Source organism: Bradyrhizobium sp. AZCC 2230 (genome assembly GCF_036924495.1).
In the GTDB taxonomy this organism is placed as follows: Bacteria; Pseudomonadota; Alphaproteobacteria; order Rhizobiales; family Xanthobacteraceae; genus Bradyrhizobium; species Bradyrhizobium rifense.
Genome location: NZ_JAZHRS010000001.1, coordinates 2,309,492 through 2,333,212, shown reverse-complemented (window position 1 = coordinate 2,333,212; position 23,721 = coordinate 2,309,492). Strand labels below are relative to the sequence as shown.

The window sequence follows — 23,721 nt, the reverse complement described above, 5'->3', positions numbered from 1 at the left end:
GCGCACGCCATCCTAAGGTCGCTTCGTGCATGCTGTCCGGTTCTCAAGCCTGGCTGGATATTCTCCCCGCTGGTTCTCGCATCGAGTTTACGGCGCAAGAATCGGCGGTCGGGGCCGCGATGTTTGCCTGGGCGCTCGCCGATCCCTATGAGCAGCTCAGCGATTCCTATACCTTCATGGAATTGCGAAGGGTCCGACCGGTGGTCGGCGACCATTTCTATTCGACACTTCGCAGGCAGATCATTGCCGTGGAGCGGGACGATGTAGGTGAGGGGATCGATCTTCTTCGGCACGATTATTGGTGGCCGCGCGAAAAGTGTCTGGATACGCTTGTTGAGCAGGCAAAATCAGAGAGTATCCCGGCGCCGTCACGACAGAATTGGCCTTACGCGGTCAACCTGTTTGCGCGCACCCTGATCGGGGACGATGGTGAATTGACCGACGATCCCGTAACGCCAACCGGAGGCGATCGCATTGCCTTGCGCGTGAAGTTCGATATCGTGGCGGCCGTGATGGTTGCAGGAACCACTGCGCCCGCTATCGAGATCCGCATCGATCCGGCGTAAGGTTTCTGATCCGCGATGGTGAGCCAAGCCTGGACCCCGCCGACCTGTGTCGAGCCAGCCGGAAAAGAAACTGATCATGAACGGTATGGTCTTCTTCGGCATCTTACCATGCCAGTTCGATCCGGGAATCTTGTCGATTGTCGTCCTGATGTTCAATGCCGCGAGACTCTCCTGCACGAGAAGCACTTCGCTCCTATCGCCGGTCCCTGATTTATTCGGCTAGAATCTGTGCAGCGCTGTCTTGCAAAAGGCAGTTGTATTCGCCTCCACGGGCGAAGTTTGGAGAATACGAAGCGTGCCTCGTAATCCTCCGGTGTCTTTGTGCTCGCCGTGACGCGGTTTTCCGCAACGATCTTTGGGCGCGGCGCATCGTCTCCCGCGGACCTCGTTGCCTAGCCACCGATGAAATGAGCCTCGGGCGTCAGCCGGCCGGACTGGCACATCATTTGCTGAAGAGTTCAATGAGTTGGTGGCTAGGGCTGCGCACCTGAGAGGGTGGCTGGTCCAAGAGCCACCGCCGCGGAAGTAATCCGCGCGGACACGGCGGGATATAATCCCGGCGACCTCAGTTGCCAGGAATTGGCGTCGCTCGGGCTCGAGCCAATTCCAGACTTTGTGAGCTTGTATGGAGTTAGCGATGCATGATCTAGATCCACCCCCGACGCGTCACGCTGTGCCGTGGCCGGCCGACGCTGTGTCAATCGTCGCATCCCCCGGCTTGGCTTCGCATGATTTGCCCAGAGGGCTTGACTGATGGTAGCCTACGAGCGCGCGATCGCACGCCGCTTCGGCGATGGCGGCCCCTCCGGCGGCGCTGACGCCAGCGACAATGAGTTGATCCGCCGTGTTCTGTCACGCAAGACTGTGCGCCGTTACAGCGACAGAATGCCGGACGAAGGCCTGCTCGATGTGCTGGTTGCGGCGGCACTAAGCACGTCAACGAAATCGGACTTTCAGCAGGCGTCGATCTTGCGGGTCGTTGATGGCGGCAAACGCGCGACGATCGGGAAATTGTTTCCGGGCATGCCATGGATCGCTAATGCACCCGTGTTCTTTGTCTTCCTCGGCGACGCCCGGCGGCTGCAACGCATTGGCGAGATGCGGGGCAAGCCAGTTAACAACGGAACGCTTGAAGGTTTCTTCAATGCCAGCGTCGACGCTGCGCTAGCGATGCAGACCATGATCCTCTGCGCCGAGGCGGAAGGCCTTGGCGTCTGTCCCATCAGCGTGATCCGCAACGAGGCGGATAGCGTCGCCGAGGTGCTGGGCTTGCCCGATCTGGTGTTTCCGGTGGCGGGACTTTCCCTCGGTTATCCGCAAGGCGATGGCTTTCTCAGCCTGCGGCTGCCGCGCCGAGCCACCGTCCATCGCGATAGCTACGACGACACGGCACTGGCCGCCGCAGTCGACGACTATGACCGCCGACGGAACGCGATTCACGCCATCCCGAAAGAGCAGCAGCGCGCCAACGCAGAGTTCGGTGAGGCCGCGTTCTATGGCTGGTCGGAAGACAAGGCGCGGCAAGCAGCCAAGGCCGAGGGTGCTGCTTTCCCGCCGTATCTGCGCTCACACGGTTTTAGTTTCGATTGAAGGGGCTGGATTCACGCAAAATCGGTAACTTCGTTCTCTTTGTCTCGACTTGTCATCCATCAGCAAAGGTCGCTTTATCATGTCAAAATCGTCGAATGCGTCCCGTACGTCGTTCTCGCGAAGGTTATTGCTCGGCCTGGTCGCTGCGCTTTTCGTCGTTCCGATGCTGGTTGGAAAAGTCCAGGCCGCGAGCATGGATGAGATCAAGAAGCGCGGCCTGATTGTTGCCACCGAAGACGACTTTCGTCCATTCGAGTTCATCAAGGACGGAAAGCCGACCGGCTTCGACAATGAACTAATCGAGGATCTGAAGAAATACGCGCCGTTCGAGATCAAGCAGCAAATCCTGCCCTGGACTGGAATTCTGGCCGGCGTCAGCACCGGCAAGTACGACGTCGCCATTACCGCGGCGATCATCACCAAGGAGCGCAAGAAGTCGCTCGATTTCACCAGCCCGATCGCCGATGCCACGCATTATTATGTCAAGCGCAAGGACGACAAGAGCATCTCAGCGATCAAGGACCTCAACGGCAAGATAGTTGGCGTCCAGGCCGGCAGCGCACTGCTCGCACGGCTTACCGAACTCAATGGCATGCTGGAGAAGGAGGGCGGCAAGCTCGGCAAGATCGTCGAATACACCTCTTATCCGGAAGCCTATCAGGATCTTGCACTCGGCCGGGTCGACTACGTCGTCAACACCATCATCAATATCAAGACGCTGGTGGCCGAAAAGCCGGCCGTATTCGAGGTCGGGCAGGCCGTATCCGGACCGTCGTTCCCGGCCTGGGCCGTCGCCAAGGACAATGCCGAGCTTGTGGAATTCCTGAACGGCTTCATCGCCAAGGAAAAGGAAAACGGCAGGTTCGCCGAACTGCAGAGGAAGTGGTTTGGCGAATCCTTTCCCAACCTTCCCGTGAAGTTCGAGCCTGAGTTCTAAGGGTTGGAGCGCACGAAAGCGATCCGCCATGACCGCGGGCGACGTCTTGGCCATTCTTCAGGGTGCTGTCACGACAGTGACACTGTCCGTGATCGGCATCCTGATCGGCCTGCCGATCGGGCTCGGCCTGGCATTGATACGCTGGGCCAATGTCCCGGTCGTGGCCAGGGTGGTTACCGTCTATGTCAGTTGCCTGCGCGCGACGCCGCTGGTCACGTTATTGCTCCTGTTGTTTTTCGCGTTGCCGAATATCGGAATTCCCATCGATCCGATCTCGGCGGCGATTCTCGCGCTCGTCATGAATACCTCCGCCTTCAATTGCGAGGTGTGGCGCGCATCATTGGCGAACTTTCCCAGAGATCAATACGAGGCGGCACAATCAGTCGGGATGGGGGCGGCTTTGAGGTTTCGCCGCATTGTGCTGCCGCAGATCGTCAGGGTCAGTCTGCCGGGGCTTGTCAATGAAATGTCACTCCTGATCAAGGTGACGCCGGTCCTTGCGGTGGTCGGTGTCGTCGATATCACACGGGCTGCGGTGCGGATCGGGGCGGAGACTTACGAACCTCTGCCTCCGTTTTTGGTGGCGGTCGCGCTCTACGCGCCGATCGTATTTGTGCTGGTCTATCTGCAGCGCTGGATCGAGCGCCGCCAGGTGGCCGCCGAGGCGGCGGCATGATCCACGATTTCGGCATCGTTTGGACCGAACGTGGCCTGTTGCTCAGCGGGCTCGCCAACACCACAATCCTGTCAGTGCTGGCGGGCGTTGCCGCGCTCCTGCTCGGGTTCGCGCTGACGCCAGCGCTGATGTCAAAATATCGGCCGGTGGCTTGGGCCGCGAGGTGCTTCGTCGACAGTATGCGGTGCGTGCCGTTCCTGCTGTTCGCCTATATCGTTTATTACGGCTTTCCGTCCTTCGGCGTCCGGCTGGACAACTGGACTTCGGGCCTGGTGGCTCTTACGATCTACAACGCAGCCTATATGGCCGAAATTCTGCGCGGCGCCTGGATGGCACAACCGCGGGAGCCGGTCGAGGCCGGCATTGCCTTTGGCTTCTCCGATATCAAGCTGTTCCGCCGCATCATTCTGCCGCCCTTGCTTCTCGCCGCCGGGCCTGTGATCGGCAACCAGGTCATCCAGATCATCAAGGACAGCGCCTTCCTGACCATCATCGCGCTGCCGGAACTCACCCATGCCGCGAGTTCGATCCAGTCACGTCACTATGTTCCGTTTGCGGCCTTTATCACCGCCGTGTTTCTCTATTGGGGTCTCTGCCTGCTGATCGAGGCCGGAGTCGGTGGAATTGGTCGTGCCGCAGATGTGCGGCGCTAGGGGAGGCCATGTCGGACGCGAGCAAGGTTTTGGACGTCGCCGGTGTGTCGAAGTCCTTCGGCGACACCGAGGTGTTGTCCGATGTCAGTTTCAAGGTCGACAAGGGCGAAACGGTGTGCGTGCTCGGTCCCTCGGGTTCCGGCAAGTCGACGCTGCTCCGCTGCATCAACTGGCTCGAGCGACCCAATGCCGGGCAGATTTACCTGAATGGCGCGCAGGTCGGCGTCAGCGGGGCCGGCGTCGTGATGGGCGATCGTGAGCTGTCGCAGATCAGAACCCGTATCGGCATGGTGTTCCAGCATTTCGCATTGTGGCCGCACCTGACCGTCCTGCAAAACCTGATGGAAGCGCCGGTCCAGGTGCAGCACCGGCCGAAGGCGGAAGTGCGCGACGAGGCACTCGCGCTGCTCGCAAAGGTCGGACTTCTTGAGAAGCAGAGCGCCTTTCCGGCAAAATTGTCCGGCGGACAAAAGCAGCGCGTCGGCATCGCCCGGGCGCTGGCGATGCGGCCGGACTTGCTGCTGTTCGACGAGCCGACCAGTGCGCTGGATCCCGAACTGGTCGGCGAAGTGCTCCTGGTGATGCGCGACCTGGCACGCGAGGGCCGGACCATGGTGATCGTAACGCACGAAATGGCGTTCGCGCGCGAAGCCGCAACGCGCATTCTGTTTCTCGACCGGGGCCATGTCATCGAGACCGGCCCGCCGGATCGCTTCTTTTCAAACCCGGAAACCGAACGGGCACGGCAGTTCGTGCAACGTTACGCCGGCGACGCCGCCCGGCGGCAGTGACGATCGGACAGGGAGTTCGGCAGCGATGAATGAATCACGGGTAGAAATCCCGGCCCGCCGCGGCAAGGCGGCGCTGGTTGCGGCCGGCCAGACAGTCACCGTCATCAATACGCATGGCGAACAGGTCGTCGACACCTGGGCGTTCAACCGCGCAGATCTCAGCGAGTTTATGTCGAATGAACACACCCGTGCCCACAGCCTTCATCTGATTCCAAGGCCCGGAGATGTGCTGCGAACCAACCACCGCCGTCCAATCATGACGCTGGTCGAGGACACATCGGGCGGCATTCACGACACGCTGATCGCGGCATGCGACAAACATCGCTACGCATTTCTCGGCGTCGAGGGCTACCACGACAACTGCACCGACAATTTATTTTCCGGAATGAAGGAACTAGGGCTCGTGCCGCCGGAGGTGCCGAGCCCGCTCAATCTGTTCATGAACATTCCATGGTCCACCGATGGTACGCTGGATTTCGCGGCGCCGCCGCGGCCGGTGCCCGGCGGATATGTCCGGCTGCGTGCCGAGATGGATCTGGTGATCGCATTTTCGGCCTGCCCGCAGGATATTCTTCCGATCAATGGCAAGGCGGGAAATCCCGTCGAGGCGCATTTCTGGATCGGCTGACGCATCAGCCGGCCAACCATTTTGAGTTGGGAGCAAGCGAATGATCGCCGCAGAGAAAAAGCGAGAGGCCGCGGAAGTCAATCGGCGTCGCTACGAAGAGCTTCGTGCCGCCGGACAGGAAACGACACCCAAAGCGCTTCCCGTGGCGACCGCGCTGGATGGCGCGCCCATCGATCCCGACGCCATCATCAGCCGTGAAGAGGTCGCTGCCGATTGGTACGCGATCGTCCGACTGCGGCGCGGCGAAGCGCTGCGGATCGTCGATTTGTCCGGCCTCTCCAGCGTTTCCATGATCGGCTGGCGTCAGGAAGACTCGTCCGAGCGGATCAATTGTGCTGATACCGTCAAGGTGCAATGGAGCACCGCCGTGTCGAAGGGGAGAGTGATCCTCACCGATATGGGGCGGGTTCTGGTCTCGCTGATCGAGGATACTAGCGGCGCGCACGACATCATGGTTGGCGGTTCGACGCCGGCAACAACGCTTGCCGCTTACGGCGAGGCCTCCCGCAACACCCAGGAGAATTTCATCGCCGGTGCCGCCAAGATCGGGCTGAGCGTACGGGACATTCCGCCCTGCGTGACGTTCTTCGCGCCGGTTTCACTCGACGATAGCGGCCGCTTCGTCTGGAACCAGCAGCGGAAGCGGCCGGGAGATTTCGTCGATTTGCGCGCGGAGATGAATGCAGTTCTGGTGCTGTCGAATTGCGCGCATCCGCTCGATCTTGCGCGGCCGTCGGTATCGCGGCCGGTGACGCTGGTTCGCCATCGCCTGCGGCCTGCCGGAGCGGATGATCCCTGCCGTACCGGTTCGCCCGAAGCCATGCGGGCTTTCGAATTCACCGACCGGCTATACACCTGAGGAGACTCCGATGACTGCCGACGTTTCCAGCTTACCGCGGGATGTCTCCACGGCGATCTATGTCAGCGATATCGCCGCGGAACGGCCCTGGTCGCGCGTGGTCAAGCGCGGGCAGACCTTGCGTATCGTCGACAGCGAGGGCCAGCAGGCGGTGGACGCCCTGCTGTACTGCGCCGAGGATACCGCGGAACGCTACAGCACGCAGGACACGCTGCGTACCCAGGGCTCTGCCTATGTCGAGCTTGGCACGCGACTGATCTCCAACCATGGCCGCGTGATGGCGCGGATCACGGCAGATACCTGCGGACGTCACGACAGTTCGGCCGGATGCTGCTCCTGCGAAAGTAACGCGGTACGTTTCGGCGAGGAGACCAAATACCAGCACGCCTGCCGCGAGAATTTCATCCTGGAACTGTCAAAATACGGCATGACCAAACGCGACATCGTCGCCAACCTGAACTTCTTCATGAACGTGCCGATCAATCCCGATGGCAAATTCACGGTGGTCGACGGTATCTCCGCGCCTGGAAATTATGTCGATATCACGATGGATCTCGACGTGATCTTCGTTATCTCGAACTGCCCGCAAGTCAACAACCCCTGCAACGGCTTCAATCCGACGCCGATCAGAGTGATCATCTGGGGCAAGGATTGATCTAACGAAGGGACCGCCGTGGCTCTGTATCAAAAGTTCTCGGATTTGACAGACATCAAGTGTGGGCTCCGCCGCGGTTCTTCAAAAGTACTGCCGCCGGACTCACTGATTTGCCATGTGAAGGCCGGCGCTTGATCAGTGGTCCAAGTGGTCGCAGAAACACTTTCTCCCTTTCGGTCGAGCGAGACGATTTACCGAAGCATGCCGAAGAATGAGTGGTCTCGGGTCGTTTCTGCCCTTGCCGTATCGGAATCCCGGGGTTTTGGCTCGACGACGACAGCTTCCGTTAACCGCGCAACTCGGAAATGGTCGTTTTTGAATGTTCCCGTAGTTTTGCGGGCGAGTCTATTAAGCGTTCAGCAGTTCTGCTGTTCCTAAAGTGGCGCCGGCGAAAACGATGAAACCATGTCGGTCTCGATTATCACGCGGCGTGATGTTATTGCTCCGAACTGCGAGAGGCGTCGGCGCGTCGATTTGTGCCACCATTGCGTTAACGTATGCCGTATCGCCCCTGCTATTTGGAGCCGACCCGGATGCCTTGCTGCGCGCGGGCGATGTGACTGTTTCCGTCATCTGCTTCGGCGCAATCGCATGCGCGATGATGGGTGGCGTCATGGGTTATCGCTCAAGTCTGCTTCTGCAGCAGGTCACATTGGCACGGGCTGAGTTATGGCGGATGTCCCGGACTGATCAGCTTACGGGGCTGCTGAATCGGCGCGGCTTTGATGAAGCCGCAATCTCGGCGCTGGAGAAAGCGCACGGAGAGAATTTGCCGGCGGTTGCGCTGATGTGCGACATCGATTGCTTCAAGACGATCAACGACCAATTCGGGCATGAGTTCGGCGACGCTGTGCTGGTCCAGATCGGCGAGGTGTTGAACTCATTTGCCACATCCTGGTGGGCCGGCATGGCGGCGAGGAATTCGTAGCGCTCGTGATCGGAGCGACTTCCGAAGAGGCGATGGCAAACGCGGAGAAGTTGCGCCTGGCGTGTGCCGAGAAGGAAGTGCCAAAGCGAGTGTCGCCAGCGCGACTGCTGCCAACCGAACCCTGCCCGAATTCATCATGATCATCTCCATGCACACGCATAGCGTTGCCATTCGGCGCGAGCCCGAGATAGGACTTGAAGGTCAACTCGTGCCACACCCGCAGTTATGCTTCACGAGGATCTGACCAGCCGGCAGGTCAGCACTCGGATTGCTCGTCAGTGCAGCGGGCTCTCAGCGTGGTTGGCTGGACAGACCTGCCTCCTGGGTCTTGAACACGGCGAGAAGCCAGAACGGCAGAGTCGTGAAGAGACCCACCAATGCGGCAACCGAACGAATATCCTGCGTTTGCCACGGATGGCCAGCGGCATCGGTGATACTGATGGAGTCTGCGCCGAACAACAGGCCCAGAATCGGAGCAATGATGATTGACGTGTAGGCGAACAGCGACGTGGCCCAGTACCCGCTCACTTTCGTATCGGTCGCAATCCGGCGTCTGGCGTACAACGCGAAGCACTGGAAGAACACGTAAACCGTCAGATACCACCCCAGGAAATTGCTGACCGGCACGCCGAAATAGCTCCCGCCGGTGTGCCAAACCCAGCTTCCGTTGATCGTCGACGCCATCGGATCAATGGTGAGGTCCCAGGACACCATGATGAAGCTCGCGATCGCCGGTGTTGCGAACGAGAGCAGGCCGGCCAGACTGCCGTCCTTGTCGCCGAGAATGGCACGCGCCAGCGTCCACGACAGATAGCCCACACCGAAATAGGCCGGCCCGATCAGCAGTGGTACGAGGAACAGCTTGGGTCCCAAGGCATCGCTGTAGTGGTACCAGCCGAACGGAAACCCGGTCAGGATGCTGAGGTTCTCGAATGCATTGCTCACCCCCAGACAGACGACCAGGAAGAACAGGATGCCGCGCCAGCCATAGGTCGCTGCGCCATGCAGCAAACCGAACAGTGTCAGGAACGACGCGAGCAGTGCGCCGCCGACCGCCTGCGGCAGATGCAACACGACGGTCGCGATATGGGATATGACGCTGCCCGCAGCCAGCATCCACAGAAGCGGTGACGTCCAGAGATATGTTGCGGGGTTGGCTGTATCCGTTCGAAGAAGCGCGGTCATCGTTGGGTCCCCATTGCGTAGCCGAACTCCTTCAAATAACGAGGAATGAACAACTCGCGTCCTTTGATCCGGGAGGTCAGCCAGCTACCTACCAGCACCCCGTTGCGCAGGACTGGCAGCGTACTGGCCCCGTTACGCGGGCCGAGAGGCACCAAGATGCCGCGCGTGGGCCAAGGCTTGTACGGTGCGAGAAAATCGATCTTCCGGCCGCCGAGCAGAGCCGCGATGGTTTTTGCGAGCCACGGCACTTGCCTCGTAATTGCCACGATGGTCATCGGATCTCCGGTCGCTGCGGCCTCGCCGAGTGCGAACACGTTGTGCGAGCCTGCAAGCCGCAGCCACTCGTCGACCTCGACGCGACCCTGCGCATCGAAGCTTGTTCCAGGCATCTGTCGGAAAATAGCCGTTTTCGGCCGTGCGCCGAGCGCCGGAAAAACGAGTTGTTCCGCCCCGCCGAGATCTTCGCCCACGGAGCCCATGAAAGGATGATCGAGCGTGGTGAGGTTCGCGACCCGCCGGTTGAAGTGCAGCTGTACGCCCTTCTGCCGCAACTGGGTCGCGAGCGTTGCGGCGAGTTTGTCGGAGTAGCCCGGCATCAGCGATGGCGAACCGGAAACCAGGGTCACCGTCTTGCCGGGGTATGCGCTCGATATCTCGCCGGCGAGTTCGGTGCCCACCGCGCCACCGCCCACGATGGCAATGGTGTTCGCGCTCGTGAGGCTGCGATTGGCCGCCCGAAGACTGTCGGCAAAGGCCTGGATCGATTCGCCCTGCGGCTTGAACGGGCTCGCGTAGCGGGAGCCCGTCGCGACCACGATGATGTCGCCTTCGATGCGATCGCCATTCGCTAGCGTGACCCCGTTGCTCGACGCGTCGCTGACGAGGCCCTGCCGGACGCTGCCGCGGCGGAGCAGACGGTCATACGGAATCACCATGCGATCCAGCAGTGAGGGATCGACGACGCCGCGAATGGCCGCAACGTTGTGAACGAAGCGGTCACGCGCGTCGATCAGCTGGACGTCGGCCAACTTGTCGAGAGCCTTCGAAAGGGCGGTGCCTGCGTACCCGCCGCCGACAATAATTACTCGCTTCACCCTGGCTTCTCGCGTAAATCGGGCCGTGATACTTTCCGATCGGAAAGTCCAGGTTCATAGAAGACTTTCCGTTCGGAAAGTCAAGGGGCGCCCTCGATGCCCCAGGGGTCCGCAATGAATGGTTCCAAAGCATCGGATAATCTCGATGGGCGCGCGCGCATCCTCGCCGCGGCGCTCGAGGTATTCGCCACCTCTGGTTTTGAAGGTTCCAGCCTGCGCGAGATCGCTGCGTACGCCGGCGTGCAACACCAACTCGTCGTCTATCACTTCAAGACGAAGGACGCCTTGTGGCGAGAGACCGTGTCGTCCATTTTTGAGGAAAGCTGGCGGGCGCAGGGACTTTCGTACTGGGCCGACAGAGCTGAGGTTCAAGGGGCGGCCAATTCGCTATGCGAGATGCTGCGGGCGTTCGCCATGTTCACGGCGAGCCGCCCGGAATTGCACAGGTTGTTGTCGTTTGAGGGACATGCCGACAGCGAGCGACTGGACTGGCTGATCGAGACCTACATACGTCCACTTTACGAGATCTCCACCGCCACGATCCGGGCTGCCCAGAGAGCCGGCATGGCGCGCGCCGGCGACCCGGGGCGACTGCACTATGCAGTTATCGGGGTCATCACCACGAGTCTCGTCTTCTCGAAGGAGTACCAGCGCATGACGGGTCTCGATCCCTTCTCACCGGCCGAAGTCGAGAAGTCCATAGAGTTGGCCTGCGATATGCTTGGCCTGCCTGCTCCAAGTGAGCGCCGTCCGAGACAAATGCGAACCAAGGCTCGCGCGACGCGATCGTGACGAAATTCGCGTGTCGTTCGAGAATGTTTAGGGTCCGCAACTCTTCGCGATCGGCCGGTACCATTGCTAGACCAGTGGCTGGCTCTGCCTCGACATGAACGCAGTCGCATATCACTCCGTGCGCCCGCTTCGGTGACGCTGTCGATATCGGTGAGGTATTGAACTCGTTTGCGAAGGGGCTCGATGTCCTGGTGGGGCGGCATGCTGGCGAAGAATTCGTGGCCCTCGCGATCGGAGTGACTTCAGAGGAGGCGATAGCAAAACCGAAGATGTTACGCCTGGTGTGTACTGAGAAGGATGCGTCACGAGCGGGCGCTCTAACGCGGGTGACGATCAGCATCGGCCTGGCCGCCTCGAAAGCGGGCGATAGCCTATCCGAGGTGCTTGGCCACGCTGACCAGGCTCTCTATGCGGCAAAGCGTGACGGCCGCAATCGGATCGCTCGCGTGGATGTGCCAGATGGCGCCATCGCAGCGTAGGGTGTTCGAACAAGGCCTCAGTTCGACACGCGCGGAGTTGGTAGGCAGCCTTTCCGTTAGTATAATAACTAACGAAAGGTTCACCATTTTCATATTCTGCAACCGCGTTGGCTTCCGCGTGTACGCGGCATTCAGATCAATGATCAATGTAATGTAGGGAGCGAAATTCGTTCGGGAACGACGTCATGAGTTCGGACCGAAGCCTTCTGCTGTAAACCATGAGGCCGAGATGCTGGCATTCTTTCGTAGGTCTTCTGGTGCCCGATCTCTGACACCTGAGATTTATGTTGAACTCGTCCGCCTACTTTTTGGGGGGGCGATACCCAACAGTAATCTTCATTGCGGTCCAGATTCTGGTAGGGGCGGTGCTTTGGTTCGAGAGCAGGGATTCGGTAAACGTTGTGCTCGTCACCGTCGCGATACTATGCTCTCTCGCGCGGTTGCTTGTTCTTAAATCATTCGGCCAAACGGTCAGCAATCGGACACTCGACGAACCGACGGCGCGGCTATGGGAGCGCCGCTACGCAACCAGCAGCATCCTGATGTCGATTGCAACCGGTGCGATCGGCGCCCGCTGCTTCCTAGGTAGCGATATTTTAGTGCACATGTTCGCGGCTGGGCTAATGTGCGGTTGCGGGGCGGGAGTAGTTACGCGTCTCTCTGCGAGCCCCCGGTTGGCAATCGTCTCCCTATGCTGCATCTGCATACCATCCACCGTCGCAGCGTTTCTCAATCCGGATATCGTTCACTTCGGGTTGGCCATTCTGTTTTTTAGCTTTTTGGTTGGAAGTCTCGAAGCGATAAAATATCTTTTCAATACGACGGTTGATCAGCTAATTTTGAAGCAGAAATTTTCTCGCCTTGCACATCGCGACCCGCTTACAAATCTCTTCAACCGTCTGATGCTGAGCGACAACATCGAGATTGCACTAAGGAATCTCCAAGCCGAATAGAAAAAATTAGCGCTTCACATCGTCGATTTAGATTATTTCAAAGCGGCGAATGACACATTTGGCCATTTGGCGGGAGACGCGCTTCTAAAAGAAGTTGCTGAACGGCTCACTGATCTCGCACGAAATGGCGACATTGTAGCCCGTATTGGCGGTGATGAATTCGTCATTGTACAAGTCGGCATCCACCATGAAGAAGATGACGGATTTCCGGGCGGTCCCCGCAGCGCCATAACACGCAGCCGGTTCGAGGACTGCATGCGTTGCTCCTCTATGAACACCCCGAATCGAGAGGTCGGAGGCCGAACTGTTGAGAGGCCGAATTCCGCAGGCGCGTGACGCTGAGCGTCGATTAGTTCCGGTAGCCTTCGCGACCTCCTCAAACTTCTACTTGAAAAATTTGCTATATGAATTTGTTATAGGGGGCTTGGATAGGGCAGAGGTATCCCACCGGAGGTGGGCGATATGAGCGTTGATTTCAAGAAGCTCAGCAGCTTCATCAAGATCGTCGACATGGGCAGCATGTCGCGCGCGGCCAACTCGTTGCGGCTGGCGCAACCGGCGTTGAGCCAGCATGTCGCTGCGCTCGAGGCACATTTCAAGCAGAAGTTGCTCCTACGCAGCAACCATGGGGTCGCGCCGACGGAAGCCGGCTTTACTCTGTATCGCCATGCGCAGGCGATGCTAAAGCAGTTGGAGCAGTCCCAGCGCGACGTGACCAAGGCAACCACTTCACTACAAGGACATGTCTCCGTCGGACTTGCCACCTTCAGCGGTGCCGCAAATTTTGCGGGGCCTCTGCTGCTTGCACTCGCCGACAAGCATCCGGATGTCGTGCTCAACATCAGCGACAGCTTTGGCCACGTCCTGAGTGAGCTGGTCATCTCCGGCCGACTCGACATGGCGCTGATCTACAGCTTTGGGGCGATCAAAGGCACACGCCTGCAGCCGTTGTTCCGGGAGGAGTTCTTCCTCGTCGCTCCGCGCTCGCTGAAATTGCCCGGGCGGCCGGATGAACCAGTCGAGCTTGCCGCGTTGCAGGGCATCAAGATGTTGATGCCAAGCAGTTATCATTTCATGCGTAAGCTCATCGAAGCGTCTTTTGCTCACGTCCGTATCGCACCGCGGGTAGCCGCCGAAATTGAGTCCCTGGCGACGCTGCGCGTTGCGCTGAATGCGGGGCTTGGCCCGACTATCCTGCCGAGCTCGGCAGCCGAACAATTCCGGGAATGCGAGAACCTGGTGACGCGCCGCCTGATCCGGCCCGTTATCTCGTCGACGATTTCGCTTTGCCAATCCGATCATCTGCCGCTCTCCGAGGCGGCGCTGGTTGTTCGCGAGATCGTTCTGAAAATGGCGGTGGACTTTGCAACCGCCGGCGACTTGCCGCCGACCAATGGCCCGGCAGGTCGACAACGCGGCTCGCGTCGCGATCCGCTATAAGGATTTATTATAATGGCAGAATGAGATCGAAGAAGCCTACTGTCGACCGATCATTCTAAGCTCCCTTTTGTCGCTGACGGGGACGATTGGACCAAAAGGCTTAAGCTAGGCCGATACCCTTCGCCGATTTGCCAATTAGAAGGTGGGGTCCATGCCAAGTCGTTTCGTTTCCGCAGCCGCGTCGTTCGCACTGACTTGTTTCGTTGTCTTCCCTGCGATGGCGCAATCCGACGTCGTACGTATCGGCATCGTCAGTCCCAATACGGGAGCGGCCGCGCGCTACGGTGCTTTCGCTTGGCGGGGAGCGCAATTGGCCCGCGATGAGATTAATGCAGCGGGTGGCATCAACGGCAAGAAGATCGAGTTGTTCCAGGGCGACAGTCAGTGCATTCCGACCGAAGGCGTATCCTCGGTACAGCGTATGATCGCGCAGGACAAGGTCCGCTTTGTGATCGGGGATGTCTGCAGCTCGGTCACGATCGCCATGCAGCCCGTGGTGGAGAATGCCGGCGTCCTGCTCGTCAATGCTGCTTCGTCCAATCCGGACATTACTTATAAGGCCGGTGTCGGTGGGTATAAATGGTCATTCCGCAACTATCCGACCGACGAGAACCGCGCTTCGGTTGTGCTCAAATATGCAACCGAGCAAAAAAAGATCAAGAAGTTCGCCGTACTCTCCGTCGACAGTGACTATGGCCGTGGCGCGATCGTGCTGACCAAGAAATATCTTGGCGAATTCGGCGCCGAGATCGTTAGCGAGGATTATTACAAGGACAAGGAGGCGGATTTCCGCCCGGTTCTGGCCAATATCCGCCGCTCGGGTGCCGGTGCCATCATCATGTACGGACTCGCCGATACGACGCCGATCATCGCCCGTCAGATGGTCGAGGCCGGACTTGCCGGCAAGGTCATCTTGATCGGCAGTGCCGAATTCAACAATCCCGAAGCGATCAAAATCGCTCCGACAGCGCTGAACGGCGCAGTCGAGGCCGCGGCCTATGTGCCTGAATGGGATACGCCGAAGAACCACGAATTCGTCGCCACTTACCGCAAGGCCTATGCGAGCGAGACGCCCAACGTCCATGCCTATGCTTATTGGGAAACGATGCGGCTGGTGGCCGCCGCAGCGAAGGAAGCCAAGAGCGACAACCAGGACGACATTCGAAAAACGCTTTCGACGATGTCCTATGAGGGTGTCATGGGCAAGGTAACCTTCGACGATCACAACCAAGCCAATCTGCCGATGATCCTGTTTGAGATCATCGACGGAAAGCCTGTGATCAAGGGTACGTTCAATACCCAGATCAAATATTCGGCCCGCTGAGCAGATCACCGCCGTAACGGCAGGAGATATGGATCATGACAGAGTTGCTGATCGAGCAGATCATCAACGGGATCGTCGCGGGCTCTGTTTACGCCCTGGTCGCCGCCGGGATGACGATGATCTTCGGCGTGCTGCGCGCGATCAACTTCGCTCATGGCGAATATTACATGCTGGGCACGTTCTCGGCCTGGTATGTCATTACGAAACTGGACGTCTCCTATCCCGTGGCGATCTTCCTGGCGGTGATCATCACGATGGGCATCGCAGCGGTGATCGGCCGGCTGGTGATGCAGGGGCTCGTCACGGCACCGTTCCAGTCGGGCGTGCTCGCTACGCTCGGCCTGTCGCTGATCCTGCAGAACCTGATCATCATTACCTTCGGGGGTACCTACAAGATCTTTCCCGGCGGCTGGCTCGAGCCTGTTTTCTTCGGCGATATCAGCCTGGCCTGGCAACGCATCATCATCGTCCTGGTGACGATCGGGGTGTTTGTCGCCCTTGAGTTCCTGGTTCGGCGTACCCGCATGGGCAAGGCGATGCGGGCGGTCTCTCAGAACACCGCGTGCTGCCTGGTCAACGGCATCGACATTGAGCGGGTGGTGCTTGGGACCTTTGTCCTCGGTGGCGGGCTGGCGGCTTTGTCCGGCGTGCTGACGGGGCCGATCAACGTCACGGTTTATGGCGGCATGGGTGAAGCCATCACACTGAAGACCTTTGCCGTCATCGTCATGGGCGGCATGGGCAACGTAAGGGGCACGCTGATTGCCGGCTGGATTCTTGGCATCGCCGAAAGCTTTGTAGCTGGCTTCATCGGGCTGCAATATCGCGACGCAGTCGGGTTCGTCATCCTGATCGGCATGCTGATGGTGCGTCCCACCGGCTTCTTCAGCGTTCAGTCCAGGTTCTAAGGAGCAGACGATGACGGCCGACTCGACATCCCTGCAGGCTCCCGGCGCGCGCGTCACCTCGCGGGTAGCCTCGCGCCTGATGGGCATGGCGATCCTCGTTGCACTCCTCGGCGCGCCCTTCGTGCTCGACAATTACTATCTGCACGCGCTCATCATCTCGATGATCTTCCTGCTGCCCGCGCATGGGTTGAATCTGATCGTCGGCTACATGGGCATGCTTTCGCTCGCCCAGGGGGCGTTCTTCGGCATCGGCTCCTATGTTTCGGCCCTGGCTGCGATGCATTTCGGCACGCCCTTCTATGTCAACTTCGTTCTGGCCGGGGTGGTGACGGGGTTGATTGCGTTGCCGCTTGGTATTCCGGCGCTGAGGCTCCGGACCTATTCGTTCGTGATGTGCACGCTCGGCCTTGTCGTCATCGGGGAGGCCGTAGCAAAGAACTGGGTCGGCCTGACGCGTGGTGACATGGGCCTGTCCGGCGTTCCGCAACCAGTGCTCGGTTTCGGCGCGCATCCTTTCACCGTAACCACCATCACAGGGTATTATTATCTCTATCTGGCGATCGCGGTGCTAATGACCGGGCTGTTCTATGCCTTGGTCGTCTCTCCGGCTGGCCGCAGCATGATCGCGATCCGCGACAATGAGATTCAGGCAGAGGCACTCGGCATCCCGACGTGGAGCTATAAGCTCGTTGTCTTCACCATCAGCGCGGCCTTTGCGGGCTTCGGCGGCAGTCTCTACGCCCATTATCTAACGACGGTCAGCCCGCTGACTTTCCAGATGTTCTACTCGACCACGATCCTGATTATCGTGCTCGGCGGCGGAGCGGGGTCGATCCGCGGCGTCGTGGTCGGAAGCATCGTCTTCGTCGCCATCTCCGAGGCGCTGCGCATCTCGCCCGAATACCGCATGGTGATGTACGGCCTCGTGCTGCTATTGCTGGTATTCTGGCTGCCCAGCGGCCTGACGCCGCTCATCGATCGCGGGCTCGCGATGCTGTCGGGATCGCGCAAATGACCTCGCTGTCTCCCGTCCGTGGCAAGCCGCTTCTCGCTGTTCGTGGCCTTCGCAAAAGCTATGGCGCAGTGCAGGCGGTCCGTGGCATCGACCTCGATGTCCGGGAGCGTGAACTCTGCTGCCTCATGGGCCCCAACGGCTCCGGCAAGTCGACCTTCTTCGATTGCGTGACCGGCCTGCAGCAGGCCGATGTAGGCACGGTTCATCTCGACGGCGTCGACATCACCGGCTGGCCGATGCACCGCATTGCGCATGAAGGCAAGATGCTGCGCAGCTTCCAGAAGACGGTGGTCTTCACCACGATGACGCCGGAAGAGAATTTGATCGCGGCCGGGCAGATGTTCGATTTCCCGAGCCTGCTATCGACCTTCTCGCCCGGTCCAGCCTCCCGCCGTCGAGTCGCGCGACTTCGGGAACGCGCCAATCATCTGATCGACATGGTGGGCTTGTCGCATGTGCGCGACCAGGATGCTGGCAGGCTATCGTTCGGGCAGCAGAAATTGCTGCAATTCGCCTCCAGCCTGATGTCGAAGCCAAAGTTGATCTTGCTGGACGAACCGCTCGCAGGCGTCAATCCGGTGCTGATCGAGCGCATCCTCGACAGCATCCGCAATGTGAATCGAGAACTTGGCATCACTTTCATCGTCGTCGAGCACAACATCGACGCGATGATGAGTCTTTGCCAGCGCGTGGTTGTTCTGGACCAGGGCGCGCTGCTTGATCAGGGCGAACCAGAGGCGATCATGCGCAGCCAGAAGGTCGTGGAGGCTTATCTTGGCGGTTGATCCCAATCTTTCGATCGAAGGACTGCGCGCCGGCTACGGTGCGATCGATATCCTCAACGGTGTCGATCTCACCGTGCACCCCGGTGACTTCATCGCGTTGATGGGACCAAACGGCGCCGGCAAGTCGACGCTGCTCATGACCATCTTCGGCATGACCACCTTCAAGCAGGGCATGATCCGCTGGCGCGGCAAGAATATCGGCGGGGCCAAGCCGCAGGCGATCCTTTCCCAGGGCATCGGCATCGTGCCGCAGGGCCGCTGCAATTTTCCGCTGATGAGCGTCGACGAAAATCTGGAGATGGCGGGCTATATCGTTCGCGACCGCGAGGTGAGGGCGGAGCTGGATTATGTCTTCGAGCTGTTTCCCATCCTGAAGGCGCGGCGCTACCAACTCGCCGGCAACCTTTCGGGCGGCGAGCAGCAATTGCTCGAAACCGCTATGGTCGTGCTGCGCAAGCCGGAGATCGTGCTGATCGATGAGCCTTCGGTCGGACTTTCGCCGCAGGCGATCACGATCGTGTTCAACGAGTTGAAGCGCTTGCATGCTGATGGTCGCGCCATACTCCTCGTCGAGCAGAACACGCGCAAGGCGATGGAGGTCGCCGAACGCGCCGTCGTGCTGCGCCTCGGCAAGGTCATCTGGGACGGGCGCAGCAACGACATCACTCACGCCGAACTTGGACAGCTCTTCATGACAGGTCGGATCGGAAACCAGGTTGAGGCATCGACGGGGTCGCCGATTGCTTAGAAAATAACGCGCGGCCCCATCGAGGAGCTGGCACATCCAAGACGCAATTCGACACCGCGCGCATCCGCAGGCCGGAAGCGGGACGGAATAATATTGGCCTGACGAAGCAAGAACGGACACCAGATTATGGCTAGGTTGGCATTCGACACCGGCGGCACCTTCACCGATTTCGCACTCATCGACGATGTCGGCATCCTGCATTTGCACAAGGTGCTGAGCACGCCGGCAAACCCAGCGGCTGCCGTTGTTCAGGGCGTCGGCGAACTCCTGGTGCGACCGGGCGTGCGATCCTCCAAGGACAATCTGCAGATCCTGGGCGCAACCACGGTGGTGACCAATGCGGTGCTAGAGCGTAAGGGTGTGGAGACGGCCTTCCTCACCACGGATGGCTTCGAGGACCTGCTCAGGATTCGCACCGAAGGACGTTATGACCTCTACGATCTGAAGATTGCATATCCCGCGCCGCTGGTACCGCGCGATTGTTGCTTTGGTGTGGTAGAGCGCATGGCAGCGGATGGACGCGCCATCACGCCGCTCGACGAGAGCAGCGTTGGCCTCATCGTCGCGGAATTGAGGGCGCGGGGCGTCACCTCGGTCGCCGTCTGCCTGCTCCATTCCTACAAATTCCCGGAACATGAGCAGAGGGTCGGCGCTCTGCTGGCCGCGGCCGGGCCGGAGCTTTCGGTCTCGCTATCCTCCGATGTCTGCCCGGAAATCCGCGAATATGACCGCGCCTCAACGACGGTGGTCAACGCATACACCCGGCCCCTGATGACGCAGCATGTCGAGCGACTCGAAGCCGATCTGCGCAAGAACGGGATCGTCTCCCGGATGCTTTGGATGACATCCAGCGGCGGCGTTGTGCCGAGCGCTACCGCGTCACGCACACCGGTACGGCTGATCGAATCGGGGCCTGCGGCAGGGGCGGTCGCGGCTGCGGAATATGCACGCCAGGTCGGTGAGGCGAGCGTCATGTCCTTCGACATGGGAGGCACCACTGCCAAGCTCTGCCTGGTGCCGAATGGCGAGCCGATGATCGGCGGGGAACTCGAGATCGCCCGTCACGAGCGCTTCCACCGCGGCAGCGGCTTTCCGCTCAAGATCCAATCGATCCAGATGATCGAGATTGGCGCCGGCGGCGGCTCCATCGCCTCGCGCAACCGCCTCGGCCTGCTTCAGGTTGGACCGCACAGCGCGGGCGCCGTTCCCGGCCCAGCCTGCTACGGGCGCGGCGGTACCAAGCCGACCGTCACCGATGCGGACGTGCTGCTCGGCTATATCGGCGCCGACTCCTTTCTCGGCGGCGAATTCAAGCTCGACGCCGGCAAGGCACGCACCGCAATTGCCGAACTTGCAGAGTCCCTCGGTGTCACGCCAGAGCGCTGCGCTTGGGGCATCCACGATCTCGTCAATGGCACCATGGCGGAAGCGGCGACCATGCACGCGGCCGACTATGGCGTCGATCCAAGTACGCTGCCGGTCATCGCCTTCGGCGGCGCTGGCCCGGTCCATGCCTATGGTGTGGCCTGCAAGCTCAGTGCGAAGAAGGTCGTCTGCCCCGCCGGCGCCGGCGTAACCTCTGCCGTGGGTCTGCTGATTGCGCCGGTCGCGGTGGATGTCTCAGCGAGCCTGCCGATGCGGCTCGACCGCTGGGATGCCGCCGCGGTGCGCGATGTCTTCGCAAGGCTCGAAAAGGACGGCCGCGATGTCGTGCTGCAGGCAGAGGTGGATGCCGACGGCATTTCCTATGCGCGTACAGCGGACCTGCGCTATGTCGGCCAGGGCCACGAAATCAGCGTGGCGCTGCCGCCGCTCGACTTCGGCGCGGATGCCTTCGTCGATGAGCTGTTCGCCCGGTTTGAGGCGAACTATGTCGCGCTATTCGGCCGCACCGTCGCGAACTCACCGGTCGAGGCCATCACCTGGAGGTTGCGCGCCAGCGGGCCCAAGGGCGCGCCTGCAAAAACCGCGACCAAAACTGCCAGGGGTTCCGGGCCGGAAGCACTGAAGGCGCATCGGCCGGTCTATTTCGACGAGACACAGAGCTTTGTTTCAACTCCGGTCTACGATTACTACGCCCTGCTGCAGGACGCCGAAATCAAGGGGCCGGCCATCATCGAGCAGGTGGAATCGACCATCGTCGTCGGCCCGCGCGGTACGGCCCATGTCGATGCCCGCGGCAATCTCATCATGCACATCAAGTGAGGAGCAGGATCATGGCTCGCCAACAGATCGATTTCAACGATCCCATCACGCTCCAGGTTCTTTGGAACCGGCTGATCTTTATCGCCGACCAGGCCGACCGCGCACTGGGGCGCACCGCCTTCTCGCCCGTCGTGCGCGAGAACCACGACTACGTCACCGTGCTGATGGACGCCAAAGGCCGGGCGCTCGCGCAATGCACCTGGGCGATTCCGGTCTTCATCACCTCGCTGCCGATGGCCGCCCAGCATTATTTCCTGCCGGCCTTCCCGCCCGAGACGCTGGAACCGGGTGACGTGCTTCTGACCAATGATCCACTGATCGGCACCGGTCATTTGCCCGACATGGTGATGATCACGCCGATCTTCCACAAGGGAAAGCTGATCGGTTATTCCGGCAGCATCGCCCACATGCCCGATATCGGCGGCCGGCCGTATTCGCCTGATTCCACCGATATCTTCGAGGAGGGCGTGCGCCTCCCGATCCTGAAGCTCTATAAGGCCGGTAAGCCGACGCAGGAGGTTTTCGACATCATCGGCGCCAGCGTGCGCCTGCCGCGCGAGGTGTTGGGCGACATCGAAAGCATGGTCTCGGCCAATGACGTGATGGCCCGCGAACTGGTGCGTTTCCTCGAGGAATACGGGCTCGACGATGTTGAGGATCTGGGCACCGCCATCCACAGTCGGTCGGAAGCCCATATGCGCCGAGCGATCTCGCGCTGGCCGGCCGGCGAATACAGCTCCGAGGTCACGCTCGACGGTTATGACAGCGAGGTCATGCTGAAGTGCAACGTCAAGGTCGAGTCTGGAAGCATCCATGTCGATTACGCCGGAACATCCGCGCAGGTGCTTCACGCCATCAATGTGCGAAAGCATTACCGCTACGCACACACGGTCTATGCGCTGAAATGCCTGCTCGATCCCGAGACGCCGAACAATGAAGGCTGCATGCTGCCGATTACCGATGAGGCGCCGGAGGGCTCGATCCTAAATCCGCGCAACACGGCTGCCGGCAATCTGCGCAATCTCATCGGCCACGTCATTCCGAGTCTGATTTTCCGAGCGCTCGAAAGGATCGTGCCTGACAAGGTTCAGGGCGACAGCGGCGGCGCGCCGATCTGGGGTGTCAACTGCCAGGGCCAGAATGAACTCGGCGAGCAATATGGCGCGGCGCAAAATCTGCACGGTGGGCAGGGCGGACGTTCCACGGCTGACGGCATCGATACGCTCAGCTTCCCCTCCAATTGCCGCATTACCCCGGCCGAAATGTACGAGCTCGCTGTTCCTGCCTTGATCGAATGCAAGGAACTGATCCCCGATTCCGGCGGGCCCGGGCAGTTCCGGGGCGGCCTCGGTCAGCGTCTGGTCTTCCGCAACATCTCGTCAGGGCAGATGAACATCTATCTCGCGAGTGAACATGTGAAGAATCCTTGCTTCGGTGTTGTCGGTGGCAAGGATGGCCGGCCCGGCCATGTACACAAGAATGGCAAGCCTGTCTTCGCCAAGGGCCACATCCCACTCGAGCCCGGCGCGAGGCTGACCGTGGAGTTGCCCGGCGGCGGTGGCTGGGGCGACCCGGCTAACCGCTCGCGCGAACTGATCACCGAGGATCTCCGCCTTGGTCTGGTGACCAGCGAATGCGCGAAAGCCGATTACGGCTATACGGCCAAATGATGCTGCCAGGCTTTACGAGGAGACGACCATGGCAAGACTGAACGGGCGCGTCGCGATCGTGACCGGCGCCGGAACCGGCATCGGACGCGAGATCGCGCGCCAACTGGCGGGGGAGGGTGCCTCTGTGGTCCTTGTCGGCCGCAGGCTCGCGCTTCTGCAGGACGTGGCTGACGCGATCACCGCCGCTGGCGGTCGCGCTTTCGCCCGCGCCGCCGATATCACGCAGGCTGACGCTGTCGAAAGCCTGATCAGCTGGGTGAGTGCGGAGCTCGGTACCGTCGACATCCTCGTCAACAACGCCGGCAGCGCGGTTGGGCCACGCAACCTCGCCTTTATCACACCGCAGGACTGGCAGGCGACGGTCGATGCCAATCTGACCGCAGTCTACCTGTTGTCGCGCGCGGTGCTGCAGCCAATGATCGACAAAGGCGGCGGCACCATCGTCACCGTCTCGTCGGGCGCGGCGCTGCGGCCGAATATGTTGGGCGGAGCTGCTTATGGCGCGGCCAAGGCCGGCGTACGCAACCTGATGGGCTATCTGCACGCAACCTTCCGCAATCAGATGATCCGCGCCACGACGATCACACCGGGCGAGGTCAACACGCCGATTCTCGACGACCGCCCGCGTCCACCCACGGCGGAAGAACGCGCGGCTCTGATGCAGCCAGAAGACGTGGCGCAGGCCGTGCTCCTCGCCTGCACCCTGCCGGCGCGCACGGTGATCGAAGAACTGGTGATCGTCCCGACCAGGATGCGCGACCAGTCCACCGATATCGAACTGGCTCGCTGGTTCGGCGCGCCTGAGGGCACTGGCCCGGCCAAGTCCTGATAACCCGAAGA

Annotated in this window: 25 protein-coding genes; 23 read left to right on the top strand and 2 right to left on the bottom strand. The window is 60.5% G+C overall.

Features of this window, described 5'->3' with window-relative positions; translation table 11 throughout:
- The first annotated feature begins 29 nt into the window (after nt 1-29).
- From V1280_RS11380 to V1280_RS11335, 10 genes are all read left to right on the top strand, one after another.
- Nucleotides 30-566 carry a DUF1989 domain-containing protein gene (locus V1280_RS11380; RefSeq protein ID WP_334523167.1) on the top strand — a complete coding sequence of 179 codons (537 nt, stop codon included), beginning with the start codon at nt 30-32 and terminating at the stop codon, nt 564-566.
- Nucleotides 567-1,400: 834 nt separating this feature from the next.
- Nucleotides 1,401-2,156 (top strand): nitroreductase family protein, encoded by a 756-nt coding sequence (locus V1280_RS11375; RefSeq protein WP_334523164.1) that lies wholly within the window; start codon nt 1,401-1,403, stop codon nt 2,154-2,156.
- 79 nt (nt 2,157-2,235) lie between these two features.
- On the top strand, nt 2,236-3,093 hold the full coding sequence (locus tag V1280_RS11370; protein WP_334523162.1) for a transporter substrate-binding domain-containing protein: 858 nt from the start codon (nt 2,236-2,238) through the stop codon (nt 3,091-3,093).
- Nucleotides 3,094-3,121: 28 nt separating this feature from the next.
- The gene (locus V1280_RS11365; protein WP_334517865.1) at nt 3,122-3,769 is read left to right on the top strand and encodes an amino acid ABC transporter permease; all 648 of its coding nucleotides are present in this window, start codon (nt 3,122-3,124) and stop codon (nt 3,767-3,769) included.
- On the top strand, nt 3,766-4,422 hold the full coding sequence (locus V1280_RS11360; RefSeq protein ID WP_334517867.1) for an amino acid ABC transporter permease: 657 nt from the start codon (nt 3,766-3,768) through the stop codon (nt 4,420-4,422). The genes V1280_RS11365 and V1280_RS11360 overlap by 4 nt, the downstream gene beginning before the upstream one ends.
- An 8-nt stretch (nt 4,423-4,430) precedes the next feature.
- The gene (locus V1280_RS11355; RefSeq protein ID WP_334517869.1) at nt 4,431-5,213 is read left to right on the top strand and encodes an amino acid ABC transporter ATP-binding protein; all 783 of its coding nucleotides are present in this window, start codon (nt 4,431-4,433) and stop codon (nt 5,211-5,213) included.
- Between the two features lie 25 nt (nt 5,214-5,238).
- A complete protein-coding gene (locus V1280_RS11350) occupies nt 5,239-5,841 on the top strand; it encodes an urea carboxylase-associated family protein (RefSeq protein ID WP_334517871.1) in 603 nt (200 codons plus the stop codon).
- Nucleotides 5,842-5,881: 40 nt separating this feature from the next.
- Entirely contained in the window at nt 5,882-6,700 is an 819-nt protein-coding gene (locus V1280_RS11345; protein WP_334517872.1) for an urea amidolyase associated protein UAAP1, read from the top strand.
- A gap of 10 nt (nt 6,701-6,710) precedes the next feature.
- The gene (locus tag V1280_RS11340) at nt 6,711-7,355 is read left to right on the top strand and encodes an urea amidolyase associated protein UAAP2 (RefSeq protein WP_334523160.1); all 645 of its coding nucleotides are present in this window, start codon (nt 6,711-6,713) and stop codon (nt 7,353-7,355) included.
- 433 nt (nt 7,356-7,788) lie between these two features.
- Complete coding sequence (locus V1280_RS11335; protein ID WP_334523158.1) at nt 7,789-8,283, top strand: GGDEF domain-containing protein; 495 nt, start codon at nt 7,789-7,791, stop codon at nt 8,281-8,283.
- 291 nt (nt 8,284-8,574) lie between these two features.
- Here the strand turns inward: V1280_RS11335 and V1280_RS11330 are convergent, their stop codons facing one another.
- Together V1280_RS11330 and V1280_RS11325 are read right to left on the bottom strand one after the other, a co-directional pair.
- The gene (locus V1280_RS11330) at nt 8,575-9,468 is read right to left on the bottom strand and encodes a carotenoid biosynthesis protein (RefSeq protein ID WP_334523156.1); all 894 of its coding nucleotides are present in this window, start codon (nt 9,466-9,468) and stop codon (nt 8,575-8,577) included.
- On the bottom strand, nt 9,465-10,496 hold the full coding sequence (locus V1280_RS11325; RefSeq protein ID WP_334523153.1) for an NAD(P)/FAD-dependent oxidoreductase: 1,032 nt from the start codon (nt 10,494-10,496) through the stop codon (nt 9,465-9,467). The genes V1280_RS11330 and V1280_RS11325 overlap by 4 nt, the downstream gene beginning before the upstream one ends.
- A 180-nt stretch (nt 10,497-10,676) precedes the next feature.
- Between V1280_RS11325 and V1280_RS11320 the strand changes: the two genes are divergently transcribed.
- The 13 genes from V1280_RS11320 (at nt 10,677) to V1280_RS11265 (ending at nt 23,710) form a co-directional block, all read left to right on the top strand.
- Nucleotides 10,677-11,354, top strand: a complete 678-nt coding sequence (locus V1280_RS11320) for a TetR/AcrR family transcriptional regulator (protein ID WP_334523150.1) — start codon at nt 10,677-10,679, stop codon at nt 11,352-11,354.
- 110 nt (nt 11,355-11,464) lie between these two features.
- The gene (locus V1280_RS11315; RefSeq protein ID WP_334538267.1) at nt 11,465-11,833 is read left to right on the top strand and encodes a GGDEF domain-containing protein; all 369 of its coding nucleotides are present in this window, start codon (nt 11,465-11,467) and stop codon (nt 11,831-11,833) included.
- A 401-nt stretch (nt 11,834-12,234) separates the two neighbouring features.
- Nucleotides 12,235-12,786, top strand: coding sequence for a hypothetical protein (locus V1280_RS11310; protein ID WP_334523149.1), 552 nt, complete (start codon nt 12,235-12,237; stop codon nt 12,784-12,786).
- Nucleotides 12,787-12,804: 18 nt separating this feature from the next.
- Complete coding sequence (locus V1280_RS46760) at nt 12,805-13,122, top strand: GGDEF domain-containing protein (protein ID WP_442895225.1); 318 nt, start codon at nt 12,805-12,807, stop codon at nt 13,120-13,122.
- A 126-nt stretch (nt 13,123-13,248) separates the two neighbouring features.
- Nucleotides 13,249-14,226: a LysR substrate-binding domain-containing protein gene (locus V1280_RS11305; protein ID WP_334523146.1), complete on the top strand. Its 978-nt coding sequence runs from the start codon at nt 13,249-13,251 to the stop codon at nt 14,224-14,226.
- A 217-nt stretch (nt 14,227-14,443) separates the two neighbouring features.
- Nucleotides 14,444-15,550 (top strand): ABC transporter substrate-binding protein, encoded by a 1,107-nt coding sequence (locus tag V1280_RS11300; RefSeq protein WP_334538265.1) that lies wholly within the window; start codon nt 14,444-14,446, stop codon nt 15,548-15,550.
- A 35-nt stretch (nt 15,551-15,585) separates the two neighbouring features.
- Nucleotides 15,586-16,458, top strand: coding sequence for a branched-chain amino acid ABC transporter permease (locus tag V1280_RS11295; RefSeq protein WP_334523144.1), 873 nt, complete (start codon nt 15,586-15,588; stop codon nt 16,456-16,458).
- 79 nt (nt 16,459-16,537) lie between these two features.
- On the top strand, nt 16,538-17,473 hold the full coding sequence (locus V1280_RS11290) for a branched-chain amino acid ABC transporter permease (protein WP_334538264.1): 936 nt from the start codon (nt 16,538-16,540) through the stop codon (nt 17,471-17,473).
- Nucleotides 17,470-18,258 carry an ABC transporter ATP-binding protein gene (locus V1280_RS11285; protein ID WP_334523140.1) on the top strand — a complete coding sequence of 263 codons (789 nt, stop codon included), beginning with the start codon at nt 17,470-17,472 and terminating at the stop codon, nt 18,256-18,258. Before V1280_RS11290 ends, V1280_RS11285 begins: the two co-directional genes overlap by 4 nt.
- Entirely contained in the window at nt 18,248-19,006 is a 759-nt protein-coding gene (locus tag V1280_RS11280) for a branched-chain amino acid ABC transporter ATP-binding protein (RefSeq protein WP_334523137.1), read from the top strand. Before V1280_RS11285 ends, V1280_RS11280 begins: the two co-directional genes overlap by 11 nt.
- A gap of 126 nt (nt 19,007-19,132) precedes the next feature.
- Nucleotides 19,133-21,211: a hydantoinase/oxoprolinase family protein gene (locus V1280_RS11275; RefSeq protein ID WP_334523134.1), complete on the top strand. Its 2,079-nt coding sequence runs from the start codon at nt 19,133-19,135 to the stop codon at nt 21,209-21,211.
- 11 nt (nt 21,212-21,222) lie between these two features.
- Nucleotides 21,223-22,881: a hydantoinase B/oxoprolinase family protein gene (locus V1280_RS11270; protein ID WP_334523131.1), complete on the top strand. Its 1,659-nt coding sequence runs from the start codon at nt 21,223-21,225 to the stop codon at nt 22,879-22,881.
- A gap of 28 nt (nt 22,882-22,909) precedes the next feature.
- On the top strand, nt 22,910-23,710 hold the full coding sequence (locus tag V1280_RS11265) for an SDR family oxidoreductase (protein ID WP_334523128.1): 801 nt from the start codon (nt 22,910-22,912) through the stop codon (nt 23,708-23,710).
- Nucleotides 23,711-23,721 lie beyond the last annotated feature (11 nt).

Excerpts from the sequence above, each read along its gene's own strand:
- V1280_RS11380 (WP_334523167.1), top strand. The coding sequence starts at position 30 with ATGCTGTCCGGTTCTCAAGCCTGGCTGGATATTCTCCCCGCTGGTTCT.
- V1280_RS11370 (WP_334523162.1), top strand. The coding sequence starts at position 2,236 with ATGTCAAAATCGTCGAATGCGTCCCGTACGTCGTTCTCGCGAAGGTTA.
- V1280_RS11365 (WP_334517865.1), top strand. The coding sequence starts at position 3,122 with ATGACCGCGGGCGACGTCTTGGCCATTCTTCAGGGTGCTGTCACGACA.
- V1280_RS11360 (WP_334517867.1), top strand. The coding sequence starts at position 3,766 with ATGATCCACGATTTCGGCATCGTTTGGACCGAACGTGGCCTGTTGCTC.
- V1280_RS11355 (WP_334517869.1), top strand. The coding sequence starts at position 4,431 with ATGTCGGACGCGAGCAAGGTTTTGGACGTCGCCGGTGTGTCGAAGTCC.
- V1280_RS11350 (WP_334517871.1), top strand. The coding sequence starts at position 5,239 with ATGAATGAATCACGGGTAGAAATCCCGGCCCGCCGCGGCAAGGCGGCG.
- V1280_RS11345 (WP_334517872.1), top strand. The coding sequence starts at position 5,882 with ATGATCGCCGCAGAGAAAAAGCGAGAGGCCGCGGAAGTCAATCGGCGT.
- V1280_RS11340 (WP_334523160.1), top strand. The coding sequence starts at position 6,711 with ATGACTGCCGACGTTTCCAGCTTACCGCGGGATGTCTCCACGGCGATC.
- V1280_RS11335 (WP_334523158.1), top strand. The coding sequence starts at position 7,789 with ATGTTATTGCTCCGAACTGCGAGAGGCGTCGGCGCGTCGATTTGTGCC.
- V1280_RS11330 (WP_334523156.1), bottom strand. The coding sequence starts at position 9,468 with ATGACCGCGCTTCTTCGAACGGATACAGCCAACCCCGCAACATATCTC.
- V1280_RS11320 (WP_334523150.1), top strand. The coding sequence starts at position 10,677 with ATGAATGGTTCCAAAGCATCGGATAATCTCGATGGGCGCGCGCGCATC.
- V1280_RS11305 (WP_334523146.1), top strand. The coding sequence starts at position 13,249 with ATGAGCGTTGATTTCAAGAAGCTCAGCAGCTTCATCAAGATCGTCGAC.
- V1280_RS11300 (WP_334538265.1), top strand. The coding sequence starts at position 14,444 with ATGGCGCAATCCGACGTCGTACGTATCGGCATCGTCAGTCCCAATACG.
- V1280_RS11295 (WP_334523144.1), top strand. The coding sequence starts at position 15,586 with ATGACAGAGTTGCTGATCGAGCAGATCATCAACGGGATCGTCGCGGGC.
- V1280_RS11290 (WP_334538264.1), top strand. The coding sequence starts at position 16,538 with ATGGGCATGGCGATCCTCGTTGCACTCCTCGGCGCGCCCTTCGTGCTC.
- V1280_RS11285 (WP_334523140.1), top strand. The coding sequence starts at position 17,470 with ATGACCTCGCTGTCTCCCGTCCGTGGCAAGCCGCTTCTCGCTGTTCGT.
- V1280_RS11275 (WP_334523134.1), top strand. The coding sequence starts at position 19,133 with ATGGCTAGGTTGGCATTCGACACCGGCGGCACCTTCACCGATTTCGCA.
- V1280_RS11270 (WP_334523131.1), top strand. The coding sequence starts at position 21,223 with ATGGCTCGCCAACAGATCGATTTCAACGATCCCATCACGCTCCAGGTT.
- V1280_RS11265 (WP_334523128.1), top strand. The coding sequence starts at position 22,910 with ATGGCAAGACTGAACGGGCGCGTCGCGATCGTGACCGGCGCCGGAACC.